The organism is Microbacterium sp. LMI1x-1-1.1, from assembly GCF_040676205.1.
Lineage (GTDB): Bacteria > Actinomycetota > Actinomycetes > Actinomycetales > Microbacteriaceae > Microbacterium > Microbacterium aquilitoris.
This window is the reverse complement of sequence record NZ_JBEGHM010000002.1, coordinates 695,704-718,383: the sequence shown is the minus strand read 5'-3', so window position 1 is coordinate 718,383 and position 22,680 is coordinate 695,704. Positions and strand designations below refer to the sequence as shown.

Sequence of the window (22,680 nt, the reverse complement as noted above, 5' to 3'; positions counted from 1 at the left end):
CGACCATCCACCAGCGTCGCACATGACGGCTGGACCGGGCATCGAAACACCCGGGAACGACGGATGCCCCGGGACAGTGTCCCGGGGCATCCGTGGAAAAGCGCTCAGCGGTCGCGCTTCTCCTTGATCTTCGCCTTCTTGCCGCGCAGCTCGCGCAGGTAGTACAGCTTCGCGCGACGCACGTCACCGCGGGTGACGACCTCGATGTGGTCGATCACGGGGCTGTGCACCGGGAAGGTACGCTCGACGCCCACCTGGAAGCTGATCTTGCGAACGGTGAACGTCTCGCGGACGCCGTCACCCGAGCGACCGATGACGACACCCTGGAACACCTGGATGCGCGAGCGGTTGCCTTCGGTGATGTTGACGTGGACCTTCACGTTGTCGCCGGCGTTGAAGACGGGGATGTCGGACCGCAGCGAGGCTGCGTCGACGGAGTCGAGGATCTGCATGATCGTCACTTCCTGCGACCGCCCCAGGTCGACCGCGAGAGTTAGAGGAGAAAGGATGCGGTGCCCTGTCGGCGCCGATGCGGCTCCGAACTCCCCCGAGGCAGAGGTCTGTCAGGGCACAAGCGTCCATTCTGCCATGGATGCCGACCCCCTCCAAACGCGCCCGGATCAGACGAGGGGGTCGCGCTTCTCCTCGAGGACGACCACCGAAGGATCGCGACGTCCTGCCGTGGCCGGGGCCGTGTAGCGACGGAGGATCACCGAGGGGCGGGCCTCCTGGAACAGCTGCCGGAGCGAGGACCAGAAGACGGCGAGATACACGACGGTCGCTGCGATCAGGAGCGGCCAGAACCACGTCTGATTGAACAAGCCCACCGCGATCGTCAGGACGTGCCAGAGGCCGACGCCGGCGGCATCCCACCATGACACCGTCCGCGTGTGCCGGACGGTCCCTCGGGAGCGGATGAGGAGGGTCAGGATGAGCTGACCGACGAGTACGGACGGGATCGCGATCACGAGGACCCAGGCGAGCGCCCACCCACCGGCGTCCGAGACGATCCAGCCCACCAGGAGCCAGAGCGGCAGGATGGCCGCGCTCGGGAGGAGCCAGAAGAAGAATCCACGACGCAGGGGCATCCTCCGATGCTACGCCGACGAGGACCGACCGGCCTCTGCGGGTTCCGGCTACTCGGGCAGGAGGTCGGGGCGACGCGTCCTGGTGCGCTCGACCTGCTGGTCGCGACGCCACTGCGCGACACGTCCGTGGTGACCGCTCAGCAGGACGTCGGGAACCTCGTATCCTCGCCACGACGCGGGCTTCGTGTACGAGGGGTATTCGAGCAGCCCGTCCTCGTGCGACTCCTCGACGAGGCTCTCGGGATTGCCGACAACGCCCGGGACGAGTCGCCCCACGGCTTCGATCATCGCCATCGCCGCGACTTCACCGCCGTTCAGCACGTAGTCTCCGAGGCTCACCAGGCGCACGCGGCCGATGGTCGCGGCGTACGAGAAGACGCGCTCGTCGATACCCTCGTACCGTCCGCAGCCGAAGACGATGTGCGGCTCGTGGCTCCACTCGCGGGCGAGGGACTGCGTGAACCGTTCCCCCGCAGGCGAGGGGAAGACGAAGAGCGGTCCGGATGCCGCATCCTCGGCGTCGTGACCTGCGGCGGCGATCTCATCCAGCGCCAGCGCCCAGGGTTCGGGCTTCATCACCATCCCGGCGCCACCGCCGTAGGGCGTGTCGTCGACGGTACGGTGACGATCGGTCGCGTGCTCGCGAAGATCGTGGACGCGGATGTCGAGGAGGCCGGCTCCGCGCGCTCGACCGAGCAGCGAGACCTCCAGGACGTCGAAGAACGCGGGGAAGATCGTGACGACGTCGATGCGCACGTCAGGCTCCGCGGACGTCCTCATCGGCGACCTCGTCCGAGGATCCCTCGGAGTGGTCGTCATCGGCGGGAAGCTCTTCGAACAAGCCTGGCGGCGGGGTGACGATCAGCCGGCCGGCAGCCATGTCCACCTCGGGAACGATGGCCTTCACGAAGGGGACGAGAACCTCGCGGTCGCCGTCCTGGGTCAGCTGGACTCCGAGGAGATCCTGGGCCGGGAAGTGGTCGACACGGACCACTTTGCCGACGACATCGCCGTCGCGCACGACGTCGAGCCCGACGAGCTGGTGGTCGTACCAGGCGTCGTCTTCGACGACTGGAGCGGAGGCATCCTGCTCGATCCAGAGGATCGCCCGCACGAGGGACTCGGCCGCGCTGCGGTCGTCGATCCCCTCGAGGAAGACGACGGGGTGCGAGTTCATCCATTTGAACTCGCGGACGGTCACGGTCCTGCCGTGCCAGGGCGAGGACTCCGGGACCTGCAACGTGAAGACGGCACCGGTGACGAAACGCCCGTCCGGGTCATCCGTGTAGAGCTCGAGCTTGAGGGCGCCCTTGAGGCCGTGCGCCTTGACCAGGCGTCCGACACGCAACTGCGTCCGGGCCGACTTCGCCGACATCTCAGTCGTCCGCAACGTCGACGCGGACGCGCGAGCCGTCGGCCAGCGCGGAGATGAGGGTGCGCAGGGCTTTCGCCGTGCGTCCGCCGCGCCCGATCACACGACCCCGGTCATCGGGGTGCACACGCACTTCGAGCACCTCGCCGCGAGGCGAGGAGCTGGAGGCGATGGTGACGTCATCCGGGTGATCGACGATCCCCTTGACGATGTGTTCGAGCGCGGCGGCCAGCAAGGTCTTACTCGGACTCGGTCGCGTCGGCGGCCTCGGCGTCGGCGGCGGGCGCCTCGGCCTTCTTCTCGGCCTTCGGCTTGACGACCGACTTCTTCGACGAGTCGAGCTCGAAGGGAGCCTTCGGCTCGGCGGTCTTCACGGTCGAGACCGCGTCCTTGTCGCCCTTGAACTTGCCCCAGTCGCCCGTGAGCTTGAGGATGGCGGCGACCTGCTCGGTCGGCTGTGCGCCGACGGAGAGCCAGTACTGCGCGCGCTCCGAGTCGACCTCGATGAACGAGGGCTGCTCGGTGGGGTGGTACTTGCCGATCTCCTCGATCACGCGACCGTCGCGCTTGGTGCGCGAGTCGGCGACGACGATGCGGTAGTACGGCGCACGGATCTTGCCCATGCGCTTCAGACGGATCTTGACAGCCACAATTCTCCTGAATGGTGTTGCGAATGATGATGAACGTCGCCTGGAGCGTGGGGTGCACACCCGGCGGGAGCTCTGCGGTGGACCTCCGAGCCGGATAGAGGGTCGGGCAAGGCGGTCCAACCGTCCATTCTGCCAGATGGAGAGGGATGCCGCGAACCGCCGGATCGGCGTGCCACACTGGGCCGATGACGGTGACCTTCGCCACATCCGCCCGTTCGTCCGTCGGTATCGAATGGGAGATCATGTTGGCCGACAGGTCGACCGGTGATCTCGTGCCGGCGGCCCTCGGCATCCTCGACCAGGTCGAGGAGCAGACGCGGCACGAGCGTCACACGGTCACGGGCGAGCTCCTGACGAACACCATCGAGGTGACGAGCGGCGTCGGCGACACCGTCGCGGCGGCGGTGGACGACATCGGGGATGCGATCGATCTCGTCCGCACGGTCACCGATCCCCTGGGCGTCGAGCTCCTCTGCGCCGGCAGCCACCCGTTCGCACGCTGGTACGACCAGCAGGTCACGGACAAGACGCGCTACCACAAGCTCATCGAGCGGACCCAGTGGTGGGGGCGCAACATGATGATCTGGGGCATCCACGTCCACGTCGGGGTGGAGGACGTGTCGAAGGTCTTCCCCATGATCAACGCGCTCTCGGCGTATCTCCCCCACCTCCAGGCGCTGTCCGCCTCGAGTCCGTTCTGGGCCGGCGACCGCACGGGGTACGCGTCCAACCGCGCCCTCGTCTTCCAGCAGCTCCCGACGGCGGGGCTCCCCTGGCCGCTGGAGTCGTGGGCCGAGTACGAGGCCTACCTGGGCGACATGGAGCGCACGGGGGTCATGGCCGATGCGACCGAGGTGCGGTGGGACATCCGACCGGCACCACGGTGGGGCACCATCGAGATCCGCGCGTGCGACGGCATGTCCACGCTCCCCGAACTCGCGGCGGTCGCCGCCCTCGTGCAGGTCCTCGCCGAGCACTTCTCGCGGATGCTCGACGAGGGGCGGGCCCTCCCGACGATCCAGCCGTGGTTCGTCCGCGAGAACAAGTGGCGGGCCGCACGCTACGGACTGCAGGCCGACGTCATCGTCGACCGCGAGGGGCGGCAACGACCCGTCGCCGACCATCTCCGCGAGATCGTCGACTCGCTCTCGCCCATCGCCGCGGAGCTCCACTGCGCGAAGGAATTCGCCGGCGTCGCCCAGATCCTCGACCAGGGTGCCAGCTACGAGCGACAGATCCGAGTCGCGGATGCCGCCGACGGCGACCTGCGCGAGGTCGTCCACCACCTCATCCGGGAATTCCGCGGCGGACCCAGCCTCCGGGACATCGTCTCGGTCGGCTGAGCCGTTCAGCCCTTGCCGAAGAGCTTCTGGATCTCGGCGAGGTCGGCCTCGCTCGGCTGAGCGGGTGCGCCGAGCCCGAACCCGGAGCCGGATGCCGCCGTGCTCGCCGACGTGATGCCCGCGTTCTCGGCCGCGCGCTTGGCGGGATTGCCCGAGCGCGATCCGCCACCGCTCTTCTGCTTCTTCCCGCGCTTGCTCGAGGCGCCCGGCTTGCCGCCGACAGCACCCATCCCCGGCATCGAGGGGACGCCGCCGCGAGCCACGGTCTTCATCATCTTGGCCGCCTGGTCGAAGCGTTGCACGAGCTGGTTCACGTCGGTGACCGTCATGCCCGAGCCGCGGGCGATGCGGAGGCGACGCGAGCCGTTGAGCACCTTCGGATTGCGGCGCTCTCCCGGCGTCATGGAGCGGATGATCGCCTCGGTCCGGTCGATCTCGCGCTCGTCGAAGTTCTCGATCTGCTGCTTCATCTGCCCCATACCGGGCAGCATTCCGAGCATCTTCTTCATCGAGCCCATCTTGCGGACCTGCTGGAGCTGCTCGAGGAAGTCCTCGAGGGTGAACTGCTCGGTCGCGAGCTTCTCAGCGACGCGCTGCGCCTCCTCCTCATCGAAGGCCTGCTGAGCCTGCTCGATGAGGGTGAGGATGTCGCCGAGGTCGAGGATGCGGCTCGCCATGCGGTCGGGGTGGAAGGGCTCGAGGTCGTCGAGGCCTTCACCCGTCGACGCGAAGATGATGGGGCGACCGGTCACGGAGGCCACGGACAGCGCGGCACCACCGCGTGCGTCGCCGTCGAGCTTGGAGAGCACGACACCGGTGAAGTCGACGCCGTCCTGGAACGCCTTGGCCGTGTTCACGGCATCCTGACCGATCATCGCGTCGATGACGAAGAGGACCTCGTCCGGCGCGGTCGCCTTGCGGATGTCGGCGGCCTGCTTCATGAGCTCGGCGTCGACGCCGAGGCGGCCGGCCGTGTCGATGATCACGGTGTCGAACTGCTGACGTCGCGCGTGCTCGACGCCATCGCGGGCGACCTTGACCGGGTCACCGACGCCGTTGCCCGGCTCGGGCGCGTAGATGGCCGCGCCGGCACGCTCCGCGACGACGGTCAGCTGGTTGACGGCGTTGGGGCGCTGGAGGTCGCACGCGACGAGGAGCGGAGTGTGACCGTCCTTCTCGAGCTGCTTGGCGAGTTTTCCCGCGAACGTCGTCTTACCGGACCCCTGGAGACCGGCCAGCATGATGACCGTGGGGGGCTGCTTGGCGAACTGCAGACGGCGCTGCTGCCCGCCGAGGATGGCGACGAGCTCCTCGTTGACGATCTGGACGACCTGCTGAGCCGGGTTCAACGCCCGGCTGACCTCGTCACCGAGTGCGCGCTCGCGCACCTTGCCGGTGAACTCCTTGACGACCTGCAGTGCGACGTCCGCGTCGAGCAGTGCGCGACGGATCTCGCGCACGGTGCCGTCGATGTCGGCGGGCGACAGCTTCCCCTTCGTGCGGAGGTTGCGGAAGGTCTCGGTGAGACGATCGGAGAGCGTGCCGAAGGTAGCCATGATGGATCGAGTTTAGTCGAGAGAGCGGGAGTCCCCCGCCCGGCTCCACGGGAGAGTGACCTCCGCCACCACCAGGGCGTGCGCCAGCTCCATCGCCAGCGTCGCGCGGGCCACCCCGCCGCGCGCCCATCGTTCGATGGCGACCATCACGGCTCCGGCGTGCGCCGCGCCGCACACTGCAGCCTCGACCTGATCGGCGCCGTGTGCGATGACGGATGCCGCGACGGCTCGCGCGATCCTGGCGTGGCGCACCGCGGCGCCGCGCTCGAGCTCGTCGGTCAGCCCCATGGCCTCGGTGTTGACCAAAGCGAGGGCGAGACTGTCGGGCTCGAGGTCGCGGCACAGCGTCGTGAGAGCAGCGGCCGGGTCGATGAACGGGACGTCGCCGCGAAGGCGGTCGATGCGCTCGTCCAGGGACGACCAGAGGATCGCTTCCTTCGACTCGAAGTAGTTGAAGAAGCTGGACCGGCTCACGCCCGCGCGACGGGAGATGTCGGTGATCGAGGTCGCGTCGAAGCCGCGCTCGAGGAAGAGCTCGCAGGCCGCCTCGGACAGGACTTCCCGAGACGACGCGCGGGGCCGGCCGGACGTCATGCGACGAGCTTACCGGGGGCGTATTGTTGCACGCAGTCCAACAACCCCTGAGGAGGCTCACGTGATCGAGATCCGGACGGTCGGCTTGTCGCCCGACCTCGTGCCCTACCGAGAGGGCTGGGCGCTGCAGCGTCAGCTGCATTCCGAAATCGTCGATGGCCGCCGCGGAGACACCCTGCTGCTGCTCGAGCACGACGCCGTCTACACCGCGGGCGCGCGCACCGCGGCCCACGAGCGGCCGATCGACGGCACGCCCGTCGTGGACGTGGACCGAGGGGGCAAGATCACGTGGCACGGTCCTGGCCAGTTGGTGGGCTATGCCCTCGTTCGCCTGACGGAGCCCGTCGACGTCGTGGCTCACGTCCGTCGGCTGGAGAGCATCCTGATCCGCGTGACCCGATCCTTCGGCGTCCCGGGGATGCGCGTGGACGGCCGCAGCGGGGTGTGGGTCGAACACCGGGGAGCTGTCGAGAAGATCGCGGCGATCGGGGTCCGGGTGCAGGCCGGCGTCACGATGCACGGATTCGCCCTCAACTGCGACAACACGCTCGAGCCGTTCAGCCGCATCATCCCGTGCGGGATCGCGGACGCCGGCGTCACGACCCTCAGCACGGTCCTCGGTCGGGACCTGACCCCCGCCGAGGTGCTGCCGACCGTCAGCGCGGCGTTCGCCGAGGAGTTCGGGGCGGAGGTCGCCGCATGAGCGGGTCCGCGTCGCCGGAGGGCCGTCGGATGCTCCGTCTGGAGGTCCGCAACGCGCAGACCCCGATCGAACGCAAGCCCGAGTGGATCCGGACGAAGGCCCGCATGGGCCCTGAATACCAGGCCCTGCAGACACTGGTGAAGGACGAAGGCCTGCACACCGTCTGCCAGGAGGCGGGCTGTCCGAACATCTTCGAATGCTGGGAGGACCGGGAGGCGACGTTCCTCATCGGCGGCTCCCAGTGCACGCGCCGCTGCGACTTCTGCCAGATCGACACCGGCAAGCCGGCGGACTACGACACGGATGAGCCTCGGCGCGTGGCCGAGAGCGTCAGCCGTATGCGATTGAGGTACGCCACCGTGACCTGCGTGGCGCGCGACGACCTCCCCGACGGCGGCGCCTGGCTGAACGCCGAGACCGTCCGCCGTATCCACGCGGACAATCCCGGAACCGGGGTCGAACTGCTCGCGACGGACTTCAACGGCGATCCGGGACTCCTCGACGTCGTGTTCGAGGCTCGGCCGGAGGTCTTCGCCCACAACGTGGAGACGGTGCCGCGCATCTTCAAGCGGATCCGACCGGCATTCCGGTACGACCGGTCGCTGGGAGTCCTGACCCGGGCACGGGATGCCGGATTGATCACGAAGTCGAACCTGATCCTCGGAATGGGTGAGGAGCGACACGAGATCGAAGAGGCCCTCCGGGACCTCCACGCCGCCGGAACCGACATCATCACGCTGACCCAGTACCTGCGCCCGACGCCCCGGCACCTGCCCGTGGACCGTTGGGTCACGCCGCAGGAGTTCGTGGAACTCCGCGAACTCGCCGAATCGATCGGCTTCCTGGGCGTTCTGGCGGGCCCGCTCGTGAGGTCGTCCTACCGGGCGGGCCGGCTGTGGGCACGATCGATGCGATCGAAGGGGCGAGAGATCCCGGCCGCCCTGGCGCATCTGGCCGCGGAGGCCGACGAGGCCGGCTTCGCCCAGGCGGTGTGACCCGCTTCCTCCACAGCTGCCTCCAGCGCGACGGTCTCCGCCGGGTCGGTGTCGGCAGGACGCGGCGGCGCAGGGCGCCCGTACCTTCATCGGGATGCCGGACCTCGGCATCCCGATGAAGGAGAATCATGCGCACACCTCTCACCGTCACCGCCGCCCTCGGGCTGGCTCTCTCGGCGGCAGTCCTTCCCCACGTGACGGCCTCAGCGCCCACCGCGGAACCACCCGCCGACACCGTGGTCTCGGTCACCGGCGATGCGGAGAACGGCTTCGAGATCCACTACTACGACGGCTCAGCGGAGTACCCGCCTACCGATTCGGAGGCACTCGCCGAGTGCGGTGAGTACGACACCCGCGTCGAGCGGGTGCGATGCCGTGTCGAAGTCCGTACGTGGTACCGCGACCTCGCGACGCTGCGAGACGCCCTCAAGTGGGCCCACGCGTCGAAGGGCTGACCGGGTCAGTCGGCGCTGGTCACCGACTGCACCGCGCCGGAGACATCGAGGTTGACGAGAAGCACATCGTCGGTCGAATCGGGGTCGAGCGCGTACTCGAGGACGGCGAACGGGTCCTTGCCCCCGTGCTCGTCGGCGAGGATCGTCATGCTCATCAGCTGCAGGGAACGGATGACGTCCATGTGCGTGTCGCCGGAGACGTCCACGAGGAAGTCCTCGATGTCCTCCCCGAGGATCTCCTGCTGTTGCAGGATGAACTCGGTCACCTCGCTCGTCCGGTCGTCGAGCTCGGACACCATCGCGTTACGGGCCCGGAGGTCGATCGACTCGAGCGCGGCGATCATCGCGGCGGCCACGTCGAGCGCGTCGATGGAGACGTCATCCTGATCGGGCGCGGTCAGGTCGACGGTGACCCGCTGATCACCGAAGTCCACGACTTCAGACCAGAAGATCGACCCGTCGGGTCCGGACTCGAGGAGTCCGAAGTAGTCGTGCTCGATCGCCATGTCTCAATGAAACCAGCCTCGGGGCCTGCGCGCGACCGACTCGCTCAATCCACGAGCGCCGAAGCGAACACGTGAGGCGTGAATCCGGTCAGGTCGCCGACCCCCTCACCCTGCCCGAGGAGCTTCACCGGGATACCGGTGCGCTCCTGCACGGCGAGGACGAAGCCACCGCGAGCCGACCCGTCGAGCTTGGTGAGCACCAGGCCGGTGACACCCGCGTGCTCGAGGAACGCCTCAGCCTGCATCAAACCGTTCTGCCCCGTCGTGGCGTCGAGCACGAGCAAGACCTCGCTGATCGGAGCCTGCTTCTCGATCACCCGACGGATCTTCGTGAGCTCGTCCATGAGACCCGCCTTGGTGTGCAGCCGACCCGCCGTGTCGACCAGGACGATCTCGGTCCCGGTGCGGATCGCGTAGTCGATCGTCTGGAACGCGACGGATGCCGGGTCCTGCCCCTCCTGCTGAGGCCGCACGATCGCCGCCCCGCCGCGCTCGGCCCACGTGGCGAGCTGGTCGACGGCCGCAGCGCGGAAGGTGTCGGCTGCGCCGACGACGACGCTTCGGCCGAAGCGCCGGAGGTAGTGGGCGAACTTGCCGATCGTCGTCGTCTTACCGACCCCGTTCACGCCGACCACGAGGACGACGGCCGGACGCTCGCTGAGGCGGAGGGTCGTGTCGAACTTCGCGAAATGCTCCTCGAGGGTCTCGCGCAGCATCCGCTGGAGGTCCTTCGGATCCGTGGTCCGGAACCGTTCCACCTTCTCGCGGAGCTCGTCGACGATGCGCTCGGTGACGTCGGGACCGAAGTCAGCCGTCAGGAGAGCCGTCTCGAGGTCCTCCCACGTGTCGTCATCGATCGTCGGCTTGACGAACAACCCGCGCAGTGCGCGACCAAGGGACCAGGAGCTCTCCGCCATGATCCCAGGCTAGTTGACCGGATCAGCCCTTCTCGCAGGCGATGCCGTCCTTGTCGCGGTCCATCTTCTTGTTGGCGTTGTACAGCGCCGTCGAGAACGTCGGCCGCACCCCGAAGGCCCGCTTCTTCCCGTTGACCTTGTTGTGGGTGACGCCGGCCTTCGCGACGCCGCCCCGATGCACCTTGTTGAGCGCCGTACAGTTCTTGTAGGTCTTCACGACGGGCTTCGCCGCCGGGACCATCCGCGCCGCCGTCACCGACGCCGCCGGCCCCGGTGCTGCGACGGCTGCCGCCGCCGGTGCTCCCGCCAGCCCGACGGCCAGAACTGCGATCATCGCCATCCGGCGCACGCTCGTACGAACCTTCATTCCCACCCCTGTCGATCGTGTGGGATACGTCGTGTTCCCCCGCTCACAGGCTACACACAGGACGCGGTCGATCACGCCGTCGCGCGCTCGCGCACCCGCTGTCCCACCACAGCCGAGACGCCGTCCTGCCTCATCGAGACGCCGTAGAGCGCATCAGCGATCTCCATCGTCCGCTTCTGATGAGTGATCACGATCAGCTGGCTCGACTGCCGTAGCTGCTCGAACACCCCGAGCAGTCGACCCAGGTTCGCGTCGTCGAGCGCCGCTTCCACCTCGTCGAGGATGTAGAAGGGACTCGGTCGCGCTTTGAAGATGGCGGTGAGCAGGGCCACGGCGGCGAGAGAACGTTCACCGCCCGAGAGGAGCGAGAGTCGTTCGATCTTCTTCCCGACGGGGCGCACGGCCACATCGATCCCCGTCGTCAAGGGGTTGTCCGGATCGGTCAGGGAGATTGATCCCGTGCCTCCCGGGAAGAGGATGGGGAAGACCTCGCCGAACGCGACCTTCGTGTCCTCGAATGCCGCAAGGAAGATCGTCTGCATCCGCTCGTCGAGCCCCTCGATGATCGTCAGCAGATCCGTCCGGGTACGGACGAGATCGTCGAGCTGAGCAGTGAGGAAGGAGTGCCGCTGCTCGAGCGCCGCGAACTCCTCCAACGCGAGCGGGTTCACGCGTCCGAGCTGCGAGAGCTTGCGTTCCGCCTCCTGGAGTCGGCGTCGCTGAGCGGTCCGATCGAACGATTCAGTGGCCCCCTCGTCCGAGGTGGGGATGGGGACATCCGGACCGTATTCCGCGAGGAGAATGCTCTCGTCGAGACCGAGTTCAGACTGGACCCGCTCGAGGAGGCTCTGCACGTGAAGACGCTTCTCGTGCATCTGCAGCTCGAGACCGTGCACCGACTCGGTGACCCGCGACAACCGCTCGCGGACCCCCGCATCCTCCTTGCGGAGCTCCGCCAGTTCCGCCGTCAAGGCCGTTCTCGTCTGCTCCGCACGCTCCAGCTCGACCCGTGCTTGCGCTGTTGATCGATCGATCGAGTCGAGGACGGGCGGCAACGCGGCCACGACCTCCGATGCAACGGCGCGCTGCGCCCGTCGGACCACGGCACGCCGTGCCGCGGCTTCGGCGGCTGCACGCTCGCGCTCACGCTGGCGCTCGAGCTGGGCGACGCGCGACTCGGCCGCGCGGACACGCTCGCGGAGGGTCTCGACGTCGAGGCGCGTATCCATCTCACGCGTCCGAGCCGACTCGAGCGCGTCGAGCAGGCCGTCGCGAGCCGACGCGTCGAGGATCGGCCGCGGTGACTCCTCGGCGGCGCGATACGCCTCCCCCGCGGCCCGGGCGGCCGTCTCGGCGTCTCGGGCCGCGGCCTCGGCTTGGCGGAGCCCGGCGTCGAGACGTTCGCACTCGGCGGCGGCGGATTCGAGGCGGACGGTGGCCCGGTTCATCTGCTCCGCGTGAGCCGCGAGGGCGGAGTCGTGCTCGCGGAGCGCGGTCAGCGTCTCGCGGGTGCGCTGACGCGCGGCATCCCACCGGGCCTGGGCGTCGGTGAGGGCCTCCCGTAGCGAATCGGCGACCACCGTGACCTCGGTGAGTCTCTCGCTCGCGGCATCCCGCTCGGCGCCGAGTTCGATGCGCGACCGGGACTGTCCGGATCCGGCTTGGACGGTGCTGGCCGTGACGGTCTCGCCTGCGCGCGTCACGACGATCACGTGGACGCCCGAGTCCGCCGCGGTCCGCGCTGCGACATACGCGTCTTCGAGGTCTGCGGTGATCGCCACCCCCGCGAGGGCGGCGCGAACACCCGAGGGCGCGTCGACCACGTCGGCGGCCCAGGTCCATTCCCCGGGCACCGCTGGTCCGGGCGCGGCGGCGCCGTCCGCCACCGCGATGTCGACCACGCCGAGGTCGTGCTCGCGGACAGTCTCGACGACGCCGCGGGCGGTCTCGAGGTCGTCCACCAGGACGCCGTCGGCAAGCGCACCGAGCGCTGCGGCGACCGCCGCTTCGAAGCCCGGCGTGACCCGGATGGCATCGCTGACGATTCCACGGATGCCGGGGCCTCCGCGGTCGACGACCGCGGCCGCCGCATTCCGTATGTCGAGGGCTCGACCGAGCGCTGCCGTCTCTGCGAGGAGGGACTCCCGTTCGCGTTCGGCGGCGTGGAGCCGTTCACGGATCCCGCCCACCCCGCTCTCGGCCTCCGTCGCCTCCCGCTGCGCGCGATCGTATGCGGCCGCGAACTCCGCTGCGGAGTCCGCAGGTCCTTCCGACGCGGGCTCGATCTCGGCGAGAGCCGCTTCGGCCTCGTTCCGACGTTGCTCCGCGGCATCGAGCGCACGCTGCTGACGTTCCACCGCGGCGCGCAGTGCCTCTGCTTTCGATGTGGCGGCCTCGAAACGCCCGTGCAGGGATGCGAGCCGCATGTCGTGTTCCGAGACGAGGGCGCTCTGGGCGGCGATGTCCGTGTCGAGGGCATCGAGCTCGGCGCGGGCGCGGATGACCTCGCGAGCAGCGGCAGCAGCGGCATCCTGCGCAGTGCCCAAGCCGGAGCCGATCTCACCGATCTCCGCGCGCGCCTCGTCGATGACCGCTTGGGTGACCGTCGCGCCGGCCTCGGCGGGCTGCGTGTCGTCCTCGAGAAGCGACAGACGCTGTCCTGCCAGCGAATAGAGCCCGCGGAGCCGCTCCTGAACGCGGCCGAGCTCGAACGTGATCGCGCGAGCGCGGTCGACCGCTTCGGCACGCTGGTCGTTCTCGAGCTCTTCGATGCGGCGGCGGAATCCCTCGGCGCGGTCCTGCAGCACCAGTCGCTCGGCGTGACGCTCCTGCTCGTTCTGCGAGTGATCGGCCAGTTCGGCGCGGAGCCGCGCGAGCTCGTCCGCGTGCAGTCGTGCCTTCGCATCGCGGACGACGGCGGCGATCGTCGCGGCTTCACGGGCGATCTCGGCCTGCTTGCCGAGCGGTTTGAGCTGTCGGCGGAGTTCACCGGCGAGGTCGCTGAGCCGCGTGAGATTGGCCTCCATGGCATCGAGCTTGCGGAGGGTCTTCTCCTTGCGGCGGCGATGTTTGAGGATGCCCGCCGCCTCTTCGATGAAGCCACGTCGATCCTCGGGGCTCGCCTGGAGAACCGTGTCGAGGCGCCCCTGACCGACGATGACGTGCATCTCACGGCCGAGACCGGAGTCGCTCAGGAGCTCTTGGACGTCGAGAAGCCGGCAGGTCTCGCCGTTGATGGCGTATTCGCTCGACCCGTTCCGGAACAGCGTCCGGCTGATCGTCACTTCGCTGTACTCGATCGGCAGGACACCGTCGGAGTTGTCGATCGTCAACTGCACTTCCGCACGACCGAGGGGACCACGGGTCGCCGTGCCCGCGAAGATGACGTCCTCCATCTTGCCGCCGCGGAGCGTTTTCGCCCCCTGCTCCCCCATCACCCAGGCGAGCGCGTCGACGACGTTCGACTTACCTGACCCGTTGGGGCCAACGATGCACGTCACCCCGGGCTCGAGGGCGAACGTCGTGGGCTGCGCGAAGGATTTGAACCCCTTGAGCGTCACGCTCTTCAGGTGCATGAGGGGCCTCCGGTGTCGTCGTCGCGTCCACGCTAGCGGACGAATCGTCGCCGTCTCTTGACGGCGCGCCCGGGGCGACGCTAGTGTCGGGGCTCGCGTCAGAAGTCTGAGAAAGGAGGTCCTCGACATGATTATCGACATGATGCCCACTGGAGAAGCGTTCATCGCGTTCCCGTTCGCCTCGGGGACCGTCTCCTTCGGCGCCGCTGCGGACACCCGCGCTCACACCGGCCACTAACCGCCGCCTCACGTGAGCTCCGTCTTCGGACGGAGTGCGCCTCCCTGCCCCCGGACGTTCCGCGTCCTCACCACCCCGTGTTCGCCGGGCCACCGGCCCCGGACACGGACGTGCTCCTTCGTGCTGCGGCACGATACTCCGCCGCGCTCGCGGCACCTCACTGCAACGATCGAAATGAGATCACCTCATGCGCACTCTCACCGCGCCGCAGCGCACCTCGGCGGTCATCGCCGCGCTGCAGCATCCCACCCCGACGGGCATCACCGCCCGTCAGACGATCATCGACCGACTGGCCCTGCGGCTCGCGTTGGCACTGCTCCTGTGGAGCACCCGTCCCGGCGCCGATCGCGAACAGATCGACTCCCGCCGCCGAGAGCGGCTCGCCCGCGATGCGCGCGAAGCCGAATGGGACCGCCGCCGTGCGCTCCTCGCCCCGCGTCGATGACCCTCTCGGGGGCTGCGACACCGTCGCAGCCCCCGACCACACTCCGTCCCGGAAGAAGACCATGACGACCGCACCCTACGAACTCCGTCCCCTTACCGTTCCCGCATCCGTCGATGCGCCCGACGCCGCCGACTTCCTCGCGATGGTCGACGTCCGTAACGAGATCTATCGAGAGATCAGCGACAACGACGACGAAGCCGCGACCGCGGCGCAGCTGTTGCCGCACTTCCAGGAGAACCCCGACAACGACAAGCGCAGCTGGATCGTCATCGTCGGCGACGACGTCGTCGGCCGGGTCATCGTCGACATCCCCGCAGAGGAGGGGTCGCAGGTCGCCTACTGGATCATCGAGCTCCTCGAGCGCGTCCAGGGTCGAGGCATCGGCAGCGAGCTTCTCGGCGTCGTCGAGGACACCGCGCGGAAGGCGGGTCGCACCGTCCTCGAGTCCTGGGCGGAGCATCCCGAACCGCACCCCGGGGCCCCGACGGAACGACTGGCCGCTCCCACCGGCTTCGGGACCATCCCGCTCGATCGTCCGGCGCGCTACTACCGACGCCACGGCCACACCCTCGAACAGGTCGACCGCAAGAGCATTCTCGAGATCGAGCCGTCGTTGTCGACGGTCACGGCGATGCAGGCAGAGGCGTTGGTTCACGCGGCCGGCTACCGGGTCGAGCAATGGACGCTGCCCGTGCCGGACCGGTATCGGGAGAGCTTCGCGTGGGCGAAGTCCCGCATGTCTACGGATGCTCCGGCCGCCGGCCTGGAGGTGGACGAGGAGGTATGGGATCTCGAACGCCTCGGACGGCACGAGGCTCGCTACCTCGAGGCCGGACAGACCGTGCTGGTTACCGCGGCGGTCCACGAAGCCTCCGGTCAGGTGGTCGCCTTCAACGAGCTGTGTTCCGGCGCGGACCCGACCGCGACAAGCCAGCAGATGGACACCCTGGTGCTCCGCGAACACCGGGGACACCGACTCGGGCAGCTCATCAAGTGCGCCGGGATCCTCCGCTGGCGGGAGATCGCACCCCAGTCACCGAGGATCATCACCTGGAACGCCGAGGAGAACCGTCCCATGCTCAGCATCAACGAGGCGATCGGGTTCGCACCCGCCGCGTACATCGGAGCGTGGAAGAAGGTGCTCGGCTAGCCCCGGCGCTGACACCTGGGGCAGTAGTGGCTCGACCGGTTGGTGAAGCTCACGCGCACGATCGGTGTGCCGCAGCGGGGACAGGCTTCGCCGGTGCGGCCGTACGCGTTGAGGGAATGGGCGAAGTAGCCGGCCTGCCCGTTGACGTTCACATACTGCGCGTCGAAGCTGGTCCCCCCTTCGGCGAGGGCTCGGTGCAGCACTGCCCGAACCTCGTCGAGGAGCCTGCGCACCGCGCGTGACGAGAGGTCGTCAGCCGAGCGCTCCGGGTGGATCCGCGCCGCCCAGAGCGACTCGTCCGCATAGATGTTCCCGATGCCGCTCACCACGGTCTGGTCGAGCAGCACCCGTTTGATGGCCGAACGCGTGCGTGCCAACCGGGCACGGAACACGGTCTCCTCGAAAGCGGGGTCGAGGGGGTCCCGCGCGATGTGCGCCACCTGAGTCGGGACCAGGGGTGCCTCGCTCCCCCAGCCGCCGGCCGCGGCGTCAGGTGTGGGGATCAGCCGGTCCAGGGCCAGCGAGCCGAAGGTGCGCTGATCGACGAAGACCACAGCGACATCGGCATGGGTGGGATGCCGGATGTCGAACCGGATCCGTTCGTGGCGGAGCTCCGGCGTCCCCGAGGAGCGCAGCAGCATCTGGCCGCTCATACCCAGGTGACCGACGATCGCCTCGGACTCGGCCCGGCCGTCGCCGTCGCCGAGCGGCATCCACAAGAACTTGCCGCGACGGGCGACGGCGTCCACCGTCCGCCCGGTCAGGCGGTGCTCGAAATCTGCTGCACTGCCATCGTGTCGGGTCAGCGATCGTGGATCGAGGACCGTGACGGCCTCGATCCGCGAGCCAGCCAGGGCGGGGGCGAGGCCCGCGCGGACGACCTCGACTTCGGGGAGCTCGGGCACGTCTGCTCAGGACCGAGCCGACAGCTCGCGCCAGACGGCAAGAGCAGCCGCCATCTCGGCCTGCTTCTTGCTGGAGCCGCGGCCGCTTCGTGACACTTCGCCGACGGCGACGGTCGCGGTGAACACCCGGTGGTGATCGGGCCCCTCGGCCTCGACGCTGTACGAAGGGACCGGACGCCCGGATCGTGCCGCGAGCTCTTGGAGCGCGGTCTTCGGGTCCATCGCCGCACCGTAACGCTCGGGATCCGCCATCAGCGGCGACACCAGGCGGAGGACGAGTGCGGTGGCCTCCTCGATTCCCGCAGACAGATAGGCGGCGCCGATGAGCGCCTCCGTCGTGTCGGCGAGGATGGAGTCCTTGTCGCGTCCGCCGGTCTGGTCCTCACCGCGGCCGAGCCGCAGATGCGTTCCGAGCCCCATTCCGCGGGCGACCTCCGCCAACGCGACCGTCGACACCACGCTCGCACGACGCTTGGCCAACGACCCTTCGTCGAGGTCGGGGTGTGAGCGGTAGAGATGGACGGTGACCGCCATCCCGAGGATGGAGTCGCCGAGGAACTCCAGACGCTCATTGTGAGCGATCCCCCCGTGTTCGTAGGCGTACGACCGGTGGGTGAGCGCAAGCGACACAAGCTCGGGGTCGATGTCGACCCCGAGCTTGTGTGTGAGCACCGAGTGATCGGTGGTGGCGTCTGTCACGACGCGCCGATCAGATGTCGGCGACCTTGCGGCCCTTGTATTCGAGGAACAGCTCCGTGCCCTGCGAGTCGGTGACGACCTTCGCCTGGTGGGGACGGCTGTAGACGACCTTGCCGTTCTCGATGGTCTTGACGAGCGTGGGGGCCTCGGCCTTCCACTGCGCGCGACGCGAACGGGTGTTGGAGCGGGAGACCTTCCGCTTCGGGGGGTTACCTGCCATGGTCAGCTCTTCTCTGTGTCGTCGGCGGCGGGGCGTGATGCTTCGCCGTCGTGGTCTGTGGGTGGGGCCGACAAGGCGGCCAGCGCAGTCCAGCGCGGGTCGATCTGAGTCTCCGTGACCGGTGCTTCGGTCAGCTTCTCACCCGTGGACGGATCAAGTCCGGGGCAGTCCGGCTGACACACCGGCTGGAACGGAAGCGACAGGACGATCGCATCCCTGACTCCTGTTTCAAGATCCACGTGGTCGTCTTGAACCTCGAAGTCAGTCGCTTCGTCCCCAGAATACCCGAAGAGCTCCTGAAACTCGACTTCGAGGGGGCGTGTCAGGTCCGTGAGGCACCGGCTGCACTGTCCGTCGTAGGTCGTGGAGATCTCCGCGGTGACGAGGATGCCCTCGTGGACGGATTCCAGACGAGCGTCGACATGGACGTCTTCACCCGCCGGAACCCAGGCGAGTCCCTCGCCCCATTTCTCGGCGACAGGCACCGTCAGCTCGAATTCGCGCATCTCCCCGGGAGCCCGGAGGATGTCGCGGACGGGAAGGACGAAGGGACCGCTCACACGCTTTCTGACCACGGTCGTCCATCGTACGCGTGACGGGGAGCTCCAGGGCCGGATCAGCCTTCGCGAGCACCGGTGTCGAGGAATCGAGCCACCGGCGCGGGCACGAACGGCGACACATCCCCGCCGAGCGACGCCACCTGACGCACGAGCGAACTGGACACCAGGGCGTGAGCGGGGTCGGGCAACAGGAACACGGTCTCGATGTGCGCAAGATGCCGGTTCACGATCGCCATCGGGGTCTCGTAGGCGACGTCGACTTGGGAGCGGATCCCCTTGACCAGGACTCCGGCGCCGACGTCGGTCGCATAGTCGACGAGGAGGCCGACGCTCCAGGCGGCCACGATGACGTCGCCGTCGATGTCGCTCTCGGAGATCGACTGTTCGAGGAGCGACAGTCGCTGAGCGATCGGCAGCATCGCCTCTTTGCCGGGGTTGTGCACGACGAGCACGTGCAACTGGTCGTAGAGGGCTGCGGCGCGCCGGATGACGTCGAGATGCCCGAGCGTCGGCGGGTCGAACGAGCCCGGCACCACGGCGATCCGGTTGTTCATGCCGTCGAGCCTAACGACAGAGAGCCCGCGCCGCGGCCCGGCTCAGTTCTTCGCGAGCGCCGCGCGTTCCCGCTGACTCACGCGACCGGCGATCGCCGCAGCGAGTCCAGGGGCTCCGTCGAGGGTCGGGTCGTCGGCGAGAAGACGCTCCGCCTCGGCGCGGGCCGTCGCGATCAGGTCCGCATCGGCGACGACGCGCAGCAGCCGCAGCGACGACCGCACACCGGATTGCGCGTCGCCGAGGACGTCACCCTCGCCGCGCAGCTCGAGATCGACCTCGGCGAGTTCGAAACCGTCCGTCGTCGCGGCGACGGCCTCGACGCGCTGTCGTGCCGGCGTGAACGGTTCGGCCTCGGTGACCAGCAGGCAGAGCCCGGGAACTGAGCCGCGGCCGACACGCCCGCGGAGCTGGTGGAGCTGCGAGACGCCGAATCGATCCGCCTCGAGGATCACCATGGTCGAGGCGTTCGGGACGTCGACACCGACTTCGACCACCGTCGTGGCGACCAGCACGTCGATGTCGCCTCGCGCGAAGGCCTGCATGACGGCATCCTTCTCGTCACCGGGCATCTTGCCGTGGAGGATCTCGACGCGGATGTCCCGGTAATCGGGATGCCCCGACAGCAGCGCGGCCGCCTGCACGACTCCCCAGCGCGTCCGGGCGGGCTCCTCGGTCTCGGGACCCTCCTCGTCGGTCGCGTCGGTCGCAGCGTCGATCGCCGGACACACCACGAACGCCTGCCTCCCGAGTCGGACCTCCTCGGCAACGCGCTCCCAGACGCGCGCGAACCACGCGGGCTTCTCCCCCACGGGCGCGACGAAGCTCGAGATCCCGGCGCGGCCCCCGGGCATCGTCCGGATCGTCGACACGTCGAGGTCGCCGAACACGGTCATGGCGACCGTACGAGGGATCGGGGTGGCGGTGAGGACGAGGACGTGCGGCGAACTCCCTTTGGCGCGCAGCGTCTCGCGCTGGTCGACCCCGAAGCGATGCTGCTCGTCGACCACGACGAGACCCAGATCCGCGAACGTCGTGGACTCGCTCAGCAGCGCGTGGGTTCCCACGACGATGCGCGATTGCCCCGAGGCGACCCGCAGGGCCGTCCGTCGCCGCTCGGCCGCGCCCAGCTGCCCGGTGAGCAACGTGGGCATGAGTTCGGGTGCGAGCTCGGGTCCCAGCATCCGAGCCATGGAACGCACGTGCTGGGCGGCCAGGACCTCCGTCGGGGCGATCAGCGCGGACTGCCCGCCCGACTGGGCGACCTGGAGCATGGCTCGGAGCGCGACGAGGGTCTTGCCGGACCCCACCTCGCCCTGCACGAGGCGGTTCATCGGCCACGGGGCGACGAGGTCCGCGGCGATGCGGTCACCGACGCTCAGCTGGTCGGGTGTGCGCTCGAACGGCAGCCGTGCGTCGAATCGGGCCAGAAGGTCGCCGGGTGGCCGGGCGGTCGCGGACATCATCCGGACGAAGTGACGCTGTTGCAGGAGGGCCGCCTGAAGGACGAACGCCTCGTGCATCCGGAGGGTCTCGCGTGCCGGATCGATCTGGTCGAAGGACTCCGGATCGTGGATGCGGGTCAGCGCCGTGCGGGCGTCGAGAAGGCCCTGAGCGGCGCGGAAGGCGTCGGGGAGAGGCTCGGGCACGCCCGTCAGCGCAGGGAGCACCAGGTCCACGCACTTCTTGACCTGCCAGCTCGAGAAGGTGCTCGTCGCCGGATAGATCGGGATGGGGCGATTCCGCCACGCCTCCGCGGTGAGCCGCGCCGTTCCCTCGTCGTCGAAGAGCTGGTAGTCGGGATGCGTCAACTGCTTCTGACCGCGGTACTCCCCCACCTTGCCGGAGAAGATGCCCTGCCGGCCGGCCGTAAGGTCCTTCACGCGCCAGGACTGTCCGAAGAACGTGAGCGACATGGTTCCCTCGCCGTCGCCGATGACGACCTCGACGAGTTCCCCCCGGCGGCCCCGCATCGGCCTCGTCGACGCGGAGCGGACCTCGGCCACGATCGTGACGAGCTCGCCGACCGGAAGAGCGGCGATGTGTGTCAGCTCCCCGCGGTTGGCATACCGCCTGGGGTAGTGCCCCAGCAACTCCCCCACTGTCGTCATGTGGAAGGCGCGCTTCAGCCCCTTCGCCAGGTTGTCGCCGACCGCCTCGTGCAGGGGCGTGTCGAGCGAGTACGAGGCCATGCGATGAGTCTACGAGCGACCGCCGACGCGGATATCGTGTGGGGGTGACGAGGATCATCGCCGGGGCCGCCGGATCGCTGCCGCTCGCCGTCCCGAGCGCCGGGACGCGGCCGACGAGCGAACGTGTGCGGGAGTCGCTGTTCGGCGCTCTGGAATCCGCGGACCTCATCGAGTCCGCCGCCGTCCTCGATCTCTACGCGGGATCAGGCGCGCTCGGGCTCGAGGCCGTGAGCCGCGGGGCGTCGTCGGCCGACCTCGTCGAGCGGGCGCCGCGCGCGGCATCCGTCATCGAGCGGAACGTCCGAGCCGTCGCCCGCAGTCTCCCGGATCGGCGGGTGACGGTGCACCGGTCCTCCGCGGATGCGTTCCTCCGCGCCGGCGGACCGTCTTTCGACCTCGTGTTCGTGGACCCGCCCTACGACATGACGGATGCCGAGGTGTCCACGACGCTCGCACTCCTGACTCCTCGGCTCACCGGCTCCGCGGTCGTCGTCGTCGAACGGGCCACCCGCTCCGGCGAGCCCGATCTGTCCGCAGGCCTCGTCGTGGACCGCGCGAAGAAGTACGGCGACACGACCCTCTGGTGGCTCGCCCCCGCCGATGCCGCGGACGCGGGTCAGCCGAGCGCCGAGTCCCAGTCGGCGTAGGGATCCCAGCCGCCTCGCGCCGAGGGGACGGCGCCCTGCACGAGGACGGCGGCGTCGCCGCGCACCCGCACGTGGCCGATGACCTCGAAGCCGGTCGGCGTGGACCCGGCCGGGAAGCAGGCGAGGAGAGCGTGGTCCTCGCCGCCCGAGAGTGCGTCGTCATCGAGATCGACATCGATCGACAGCGTCACGCGCGAGGCGTCCGCGATCCGTGAGGCATCGAGCAGGAGCCCGTCGGAGACGTCCATGAGCGCCGTCGCTCCCGCCCGCGCGGCGAGAACGCCGAGTTCGATCGGCGGACGAGGGCGCAACTGCGCGTCGAGGTCGTGCTGCTCGGCAGGCGCGAGGACGTCGCGATCGATCGGGACGGGTGTGCCGGCGGCATCCCGGAACCGGTCGAACAGGATCCGAAGGCCCCGAGCCGCCGCGCCCAGCTCACCCGCCACCGCGATCTCGTCTCCGGGACGCGCGCCGGACCGGCGGACGGGTTCCACTCCGTCGAGCACGCCGAGGGCGGTGACGGCGACCGTGAGCGTCTCGGAGACGGCGAGGTCGCCCCCCTCGACCGCGCAGCCCGGCGCGAGTTCGGCGAGGGCGTCGCGGAAGCCGGTCGCGAGAGCCTCGACGAAGGTCGCCGGCAGCCAGTCCGGCAGCGCCAGGGCGACGAGCAGCGCTGTGGGCCTCGCGCCCATCGCAGCGACGTCGGCGATGTTCACCGCAGCGGATTTGTAGCCGAGATCGTAGGGCGAGGTCCAGGCGAGGCGGAAGTCAGGCCCGTGTACGAGGGTGTCGGTCGTGGCCACGATCCGCCCGCCGGCAACGGCGAGCACGGCGGCGTCGTCCCCGGGGCCGATCTCGGCACGCGACGCCGGTCCCAGCACACGGAGGATGCGGGCCAGGAGCTCCTTCTCGGACACATCGCGCACACGGAGCTCACCCATGCGTCCACGG

General features: G+C 69.0%; 26 protein-coding genes. 7 read left to right on the top strand and 19 right to left on the bottom strand.

Annotated elements, in window-relative coordinates; genetic code table 11:
* Nucleotides 1-104: 104 nt before the first annotated feature.
* From rplS to rpsP, 6 genes are all read right to left on the bottom strand, one after another.
* Nucleotides 105-452 carry a 50S ribosomal protein L19 gene (gene rplS / locus MRBLMI1x_RS11195; protein WP_018188041.1) on the bottom strand — a complete coding sequence of 116 codons (348 nt, stop codon included), beginning with the start codon at nt 450-452 and terminating at the stop codon, nt 105-107.
* A 168-nt stretch (nt 453-620) separates the two neighbouring features.
* Nucleotides 621-1,088: an MFS transporter permease gene (locus MRBLMI1x_RS11190; RefSeq protein ID WP_311856828.1), complete on the bottom strand. Its 468-nt coding sequence runs from the start codon at nt 1,086-1,088 to the stop codon at nt 621-623.
* 48 nt (nt 1,089-1,136) lie between these two features.
* Nucleotides 1,137-1,844 carry a tRNA (guanosine(37)-N1)-methyltransferase TrmD gene (trmD, locus tag MRBLMI1x_RS11185; RefSeq protein ID WP_026302966.1) on the bottom strand — a complete coding sequence of 236 codons (708 nt, stop codon included), beginning with the start codon at nt 1,842-1,844 and terminating at the stop codon, nt 1,137-1,139.
* Nucleotide 1,845: 1 nt separating this feature from the next.
* Nucleotides 1,846-2,463 carry a ribosome maturation factor RimM gene (gene rimM, locus MRBLMI1x_RS11180; RefSeq protein WP_363458802.1) on the bottom strand — a complete coding sequence of 206 codons (618 nt, stop codon included), beginning with the start codon at nt 2,461-2,463 and terminating at the stop codon, nt 1,846-1,848.
* A 1-nt stretch (nt 2,464) separates the two neighbouring features.
* A complete protein-coding gene (locus MRBLMI1x_RS11175) occupies nt 2,465-2,695 on the bottom strand; it encodes an RNA-binding protein (protein ID WP_018188045.1) in 231 nt (76 codons plus the stop codon).
* 4 nt (nt 2,696-2,699) lie between these two features.
* Nucleotides 2,700-3,110, bottom strand: coding sequence for a 30S ribosomal protein S16 (gene rpsP / locus MRBLMI1x_RS11170; RefSeq protein ID WP_020097209.1), 411 nt, complete (start codon nt 3,108-3,110; stop codon nt 2,700-2,702).
* A gap of 185 nt (nt 3,111-3,295) precedes the next feature.
* Here rpsP and MRBLMI1x_RS11165 point away from each other — a divergent pair, with 185 nt between their 5' ends.
* Nucleotides 3,296-4,453 carry a glutamate--cysteine ligase gene (locus MRBLMI1x_RS11165; RefSeq protein ID WP_363458799.1) on the top strand — a complete coding sequence of 386 codons (1,158 nt, stop codon included), beginning with the start codon at nt 3,296-3,298 and terminating at the stop codon, nt 4,451-4,453.
* A gap of 5 nt (nt 4,454-4,458) precedes the next feature.
* Here MRBLMI1x_RS11165 and ffh read toward each other — a convergent pair whose 3' ends face one another.
* Together ffh and MRBLMI1x_RS11155 are read right to left on the bottom strand one after the other, a co-directional pair.
* Nucleotides 4,459-6,009 carry a signal recognition particle protein gene (ffh, locus tag MRBLMI1x_RS11160; protein ID WP_020097207.1) on the bottom strand — a complete coding sequence of 517 codons (1,551 nt, stop codon included), beginning with the start codon at nt 6,007-6,009 and terminating at the stop codon, nt 4,459-4,461.
* Between the two features lie 12 nt (nt 6,010-6,021).
* Complete coding sequence (locus MRBLMI1x_RS11155; RefSeq protein WP_018188049.1) at nt 6,022-6,603, bottom strand: TetR/AcrR family transcriptional regulator; 582 nt, start codon at nt 6,601-6,603, stop codon at nt 6,022-6,024.
* A 61-nt stretch (nt 6,604-6,664) separates the two neighbouring features.
* On the opposite strand from MRBLMI1x_RS11155, the gene lipB reads away from it, so the two are divergent.
* The 3 genes from lipB (at nt 6,665) to MRBLMI1x_RS11140 (ending at nt 8,756) form a co-directional block, all read left to right on the top strand.
* Entirely contained in the window at nt 6,665-7,306 is a 642-nt protein-coding gene (gene lipB / locus MRBLMI1x_RS11150) for a lipoyl(octanoyl) transferase LipB (protein ID WP_363458796.1), read from the top strand.
* Nucleotides 7,303-8,301, top strand: a complete 999-nt coding sequence (gene lipA, locus MRBLMI1x_RS11145) for a lipoyl synthase (protein ID WP_026302967.1) — start codon at nt 7,303-7,305, stop codon at nt 8,299-8,301. The genes lipB and lipA overlap by 4 nt, the downstream gene beginning before the upstream one ends.
* 128 nt (nt 8,302-8,429) lie before the next feature.
* Nucleotides 8,430-8,756, top strand: coding sequence for a hypothetical protein (locus MRBLMI1x_RS11140; RefSeq protein WP_363458794.1), 327 nt, complete (start codon nt 8,430-8,432; stop codon nt 8,754-8,756).
* A 5-nt stretch (nt 8,757-8,761) separates the two neighbouring features.
* Here the strand turns inward: MRBLMI1x_RS11140 and MRBLMI1x_RS11135 are convergent, their stop codons facing one another.
* The 4 genes from MRBLMI1x_RS11135 to smc form a co-directional block, all read right to left on the bottom strand.
* Nucleotides 8,762-9,262 (bottom strand): DUF2004 domain-containing protein, encoded by a 501-nt coding sequence (locus tag MRBLMI1x_RS11135; RefSeq protein WP_018188053.1) that lies wholly within the window; start codon nt 9,260-9,262, stop codon nt 8,762-8,764.
* Between the two features lie 44 nt (nt 9,263-9,306).
* Nucleotides 9,307-10,179 carry a signal recognition particle-docking protein FtsY gene (ftsY, locus tag MRBLMI1x_RS11130; protein WP_116229029.1) on the bottom strand — a complete coding sequence of 291 codons (873 nt, stop codon included), beginning with the start codon at nt 10,177-10,179 and terminating at the stop codon, nt 9,307-9,309.
* Nucleotides 10,180-10,201: 22 nt separating this feature from the next.
* Nucleotides 10,202-10,519, bottom strand: a complete 318-nt coding sequence (locus MRBLMI1x_RS11125) for an excalibur calcium-binding domain-containing protein (RefSeq protein ID WP_020097204.1) — start codon at nt 10,517-10,519, stop codon at nt 10,202-10,204.
* Nucleotides 10,520-10,617: 98 nt separating this feature from the next.
* Complete coding sequence (smc, locus tag MRBLMI1x_RS11120; RefSeq protein WP_363458791.1) at nt 10,618-14,121, bottom strand: chromosome segregation protein SMC; 3,504 nt, start codon at nt 14,119-14,121, stop codon at nt 10,618-10,620.
* Between the two features lie 425 nt (nt 14,122-14,546).
* Between smc and MRBLMI1x_RS11115 the strand changes: the two genes are divergently transcribed.
* Together MRBLMI1x_RS11115 and MRBLMI1x_RS11110 are read left to right on the top strand one after the other, a co-directional pair.
* Nucleotides 14,547-14,804, top strand: a complete 258-nt coding sequence (locus MRBLMI1x_RS11115) for a hypothetical protein (protein WP_018188058.1) — start codon at nt 14,547-14,549, stop codon at nt 14,802-14,804.
* A gap of 61 nt (nt 14,805-14,865) precedes the next feature.
* Entirely contained in the window at nt 14,866-15,954 is a 1,089-nt protein-coding gene (locus MRBLMI1x_RS11110) for a GNAT family N-acetyltransferase (RefSeq protein ID WP_116229331.1), read from the top strand.
* Here the strand turns inward: MRBLMI1x_RS11110 and mutM are convergent.
* The 6 genes from mutM to MRBLMI1x_RS11080 are packed head-to-tail and all read right to left on the bottom strand — an operon-like array spanning nt 15,951 to nt 21,082.
* The gene (gene mutM, locus MRBLMI1x_RS11105; protein ID WP_363458788.1) at nt 15,951-16,859 is read right to left on the bottom strand and encodes a bifunctional DNA-formamidopyrimidine glycosylase/DNA-(apurinic or apyrimidinic site) lyase; all 909 of its coding nucleotides are present in this window, start codon (nt 16,857-16,859) and stop codon (nt 15,951-15,953) included. The genes MRBLMI1x_RS11110 and mutM overlap by 4 nt on opposite strands.
* Before the next feature lie 6 nt (nt 16,860-16,865).
* Entirely contained in the window at nt 16,866-17,558 is a 693-nt protein-coding gene (gene rnc / locus MRBLMI1x_RS11100) for a ribonuclease III (RefSeq protein ID WP_414685597.1), read from the bottom strand.
* 10 nt (nt 17,559-17,568) lie between these two features.
* On the bottom strand, nt 17,569-17,778 hold the full coding sequence (gene rpmF / locus MRBLMI1x_RS11095) for a 50S ribosomal protein L32 (RefSeq protein WP_018188062.1): 210 nt from the start codon (nt 17,776-17,778) through the stop codon (nt 17,569-17,571).
* Between the two features lie 2 nt (nt 17,779-17,780).
* Complete coding sequence (locus MRBLMI1x_RS11090) at nt 17,781-18,338, bottom strand: YceD family protein (RefSeq protein WP_018188063.1); 558 nt, start codon at nt 18,336-18,338, stop codon at nt 17,781-17,783.
* A 56-nt stretch (nt 18,339-18,394) separates the two neighbouring features.
* Nucleotides 18,395-18,892 carry a pantetheine-phosphate adenylyltransferase gene (gene coaD, locus MRBLMI1x_RS11085; protein ID WP_018188064.1) on the bottom strand — a complete coding sequence of 166 codons (498 nt, stop codon included), beginning with the start codon at nt 18,890-18,892 and terminating at the stop codon, nt 18,395-18,397.
* A 42-nt stretch (nt 18,893-18,934) separates the two neighbouring features.
* Nucleotides 18,935-21,082 carry an ATP-dependent DNA helicase RecG gene (locus MRBLMI1x_RS11080; RefSeq protein ID WP_363458786.1) on the bottom strand — a complete coding sequence of 716 codons (2,148 nt, stop codon included), beginning with the start codon at nt 21,080-21,082 and terminating at the stop codon, nt 18,935-18,937.
* 38 nt (nt 21,083-21,120) lie between these two features.
* Here MRBLMI1x_RS11080 and rsmD point away from each other — a divergent pair, with 38 nt between their 5' ends.
* Complete coding sequence (gene rsmD, locus MRBLMI1x_RS11075; RefSeq protein ID WP_363458784.1) at nt 21,121-21,729, top strand: 16S rRNA (guanine(966)-N(2))-methyltransferase RsmD; 609 nt, start codon at nt 21,121-21,123, stop codon at nt 21,727-21,729.
* On the opposite strand, the gene thiL is transcribed toward rsmD, so the two are convergent.
* Entirely contained in the window at nt 21,699-22,670 is a 972-nt protein-coding gene (thiL, locus tag MRBLMI1x_RS11070; protein ID WP_363458782.1) for a thiamine-phosphate kinase, read from the bottom strand. The genes rsmD and thiL overlap by 31 nt on opposite strands.
* Between the last annotated feature and the right edge of the window lie 10 nt (nt 22,671-22,680).

Excerpts from the sequence above, each read along its gene's own strand:
- rplS (WP_018188041.1), bottom strand. The coding sequence starts at position 452 with ATGCAGATCCTCGACTCCGTCGACGCAGCCTCGCTGCGGTCCGACATC.
- MRBLMI1x_RS11190 (WP_311856828.1), bottom strand. The coding sequence starts at position 1,088 with ATGCCCCTGCGTCGTGGATTCTTCTTCTGGCTCCTCCCGAGCGCGGCC.
- rimM (WP_363458802.1), bottom strand. The coding sequence starts at position 2,463 with ATGTCGGCGAAGTCGGCCCGGACGCAGTTGCGTGTCGGACGCCTGGTC.
- MRBLMI1x_RS11165 (WP_363458799.1), top strand. The coding sequence starts at position 3,296 with ATGACGGTGACCTTCGCCACATCCGCCCGTTCGTCCGTCGGTATCGAA.
- ffh (WP_020097207.1), bottom strand. The coding sequence starts at position 6,009 with ATGGCTACCTTCGGCACGCTCTCCGATCGTCTCACCGAGACCTTCCGC.
- MRBLMI1x_RS11155 (WP_018188049.1), bottom strand. The coding sequence starts at position 6,603 with ATGACGTCCGGCCGGCCCCGCGCGTCGTCTCGGGAAGTCCTGTCCGAG.
- lipA (WP_026302967.1), top strand. The coding sequence starts at position 7,303 with ATGAGCGGGTCCGCGTCGCCGGAGGGCCGTCGGATGCTCCGTCTGGAG.
- MRBLMI1x_RS11140 (WP_363458794.1), top strand. The coding sequence starts at position 8,430 with ATGCGCACACCTCTCACCGTCACCGCCGCCCTCGGGCTGGCTCTCTCG.
- MRBLMI1x_RS11135 (WP_018188053.1), bottom strand. The coding sequence starts at position 9,262 with ATGGCGATCGAGCACGACTACTTCGGACTCCTCGAGTCCGGACCCGAC.
- ftsY (WP_116229029.1), bottom strand. The coding sequence starts at position 10,179 with ATGGCGGAGAGCTCCTGGTCCCTTGGTCGCGCACTGCGCGGGTTGTTC.
- MRBLMI1x_RS11125 (WP_020097204.1), bottom strand. The coding sequence starts at position 10,519 with ATGGCGATGATCGCAGTTCTGGCCGTCGGGCTGGCGGGAGCACCGGCG.
- smc (WP_363458791.1), bottom strand. The coding sequence starts at position 14,121 with ATGCACCTGAAGAGCGTGACGCTCAAGGGGTTCAAATCCTTCGCGCAG.
- MRBLMI1x_RS11115 (WP_018188058.1), top strand. The coding sequence starts at position 14,547 with ATGCGCACTCTCACCGCGCCGCAGCGCACCTCGGCGGTCATCGCCGCG.
- MRBLMI1x_RS11110 (WP_116229331.1), top strand. The coding sequence starts at position 14,866 with ATGACGACCGCACCCTACGAACTCCGTCCCCTTACCGTTCCCGCATCC.
- rpmF (WP_018188062.1), bottom strand. The coding sequence starts at position 17,778 with ATGGCAGGTAACCCCCCGAAGCGGAAGGTCTCCCGCTCCAACACCCGT.
- coaD (WP_018188064.1), bottom strand. The coding sequence starts at position 18,892 with ATGAACAACCGGATCGCCGTGGTGCCGGGCTCGTTCGACCCGCCGACG.
- MRBLMI1x_RS11080 (WP_363458786.1), bottom strand. The coding sequence starts at position 21,082 with ATGGCCTCGTACTCGCTCGACACGCCCCTGCACGAGGCGGTCGGCGAC.
- thiL (WP_363458782.1), bottom strand. The coding sequence starts at position 22,670 with ATGGGTGAGCTCCGTGTGCGCGATGTGTCCGAGAAGGAGCTCCTGGCC.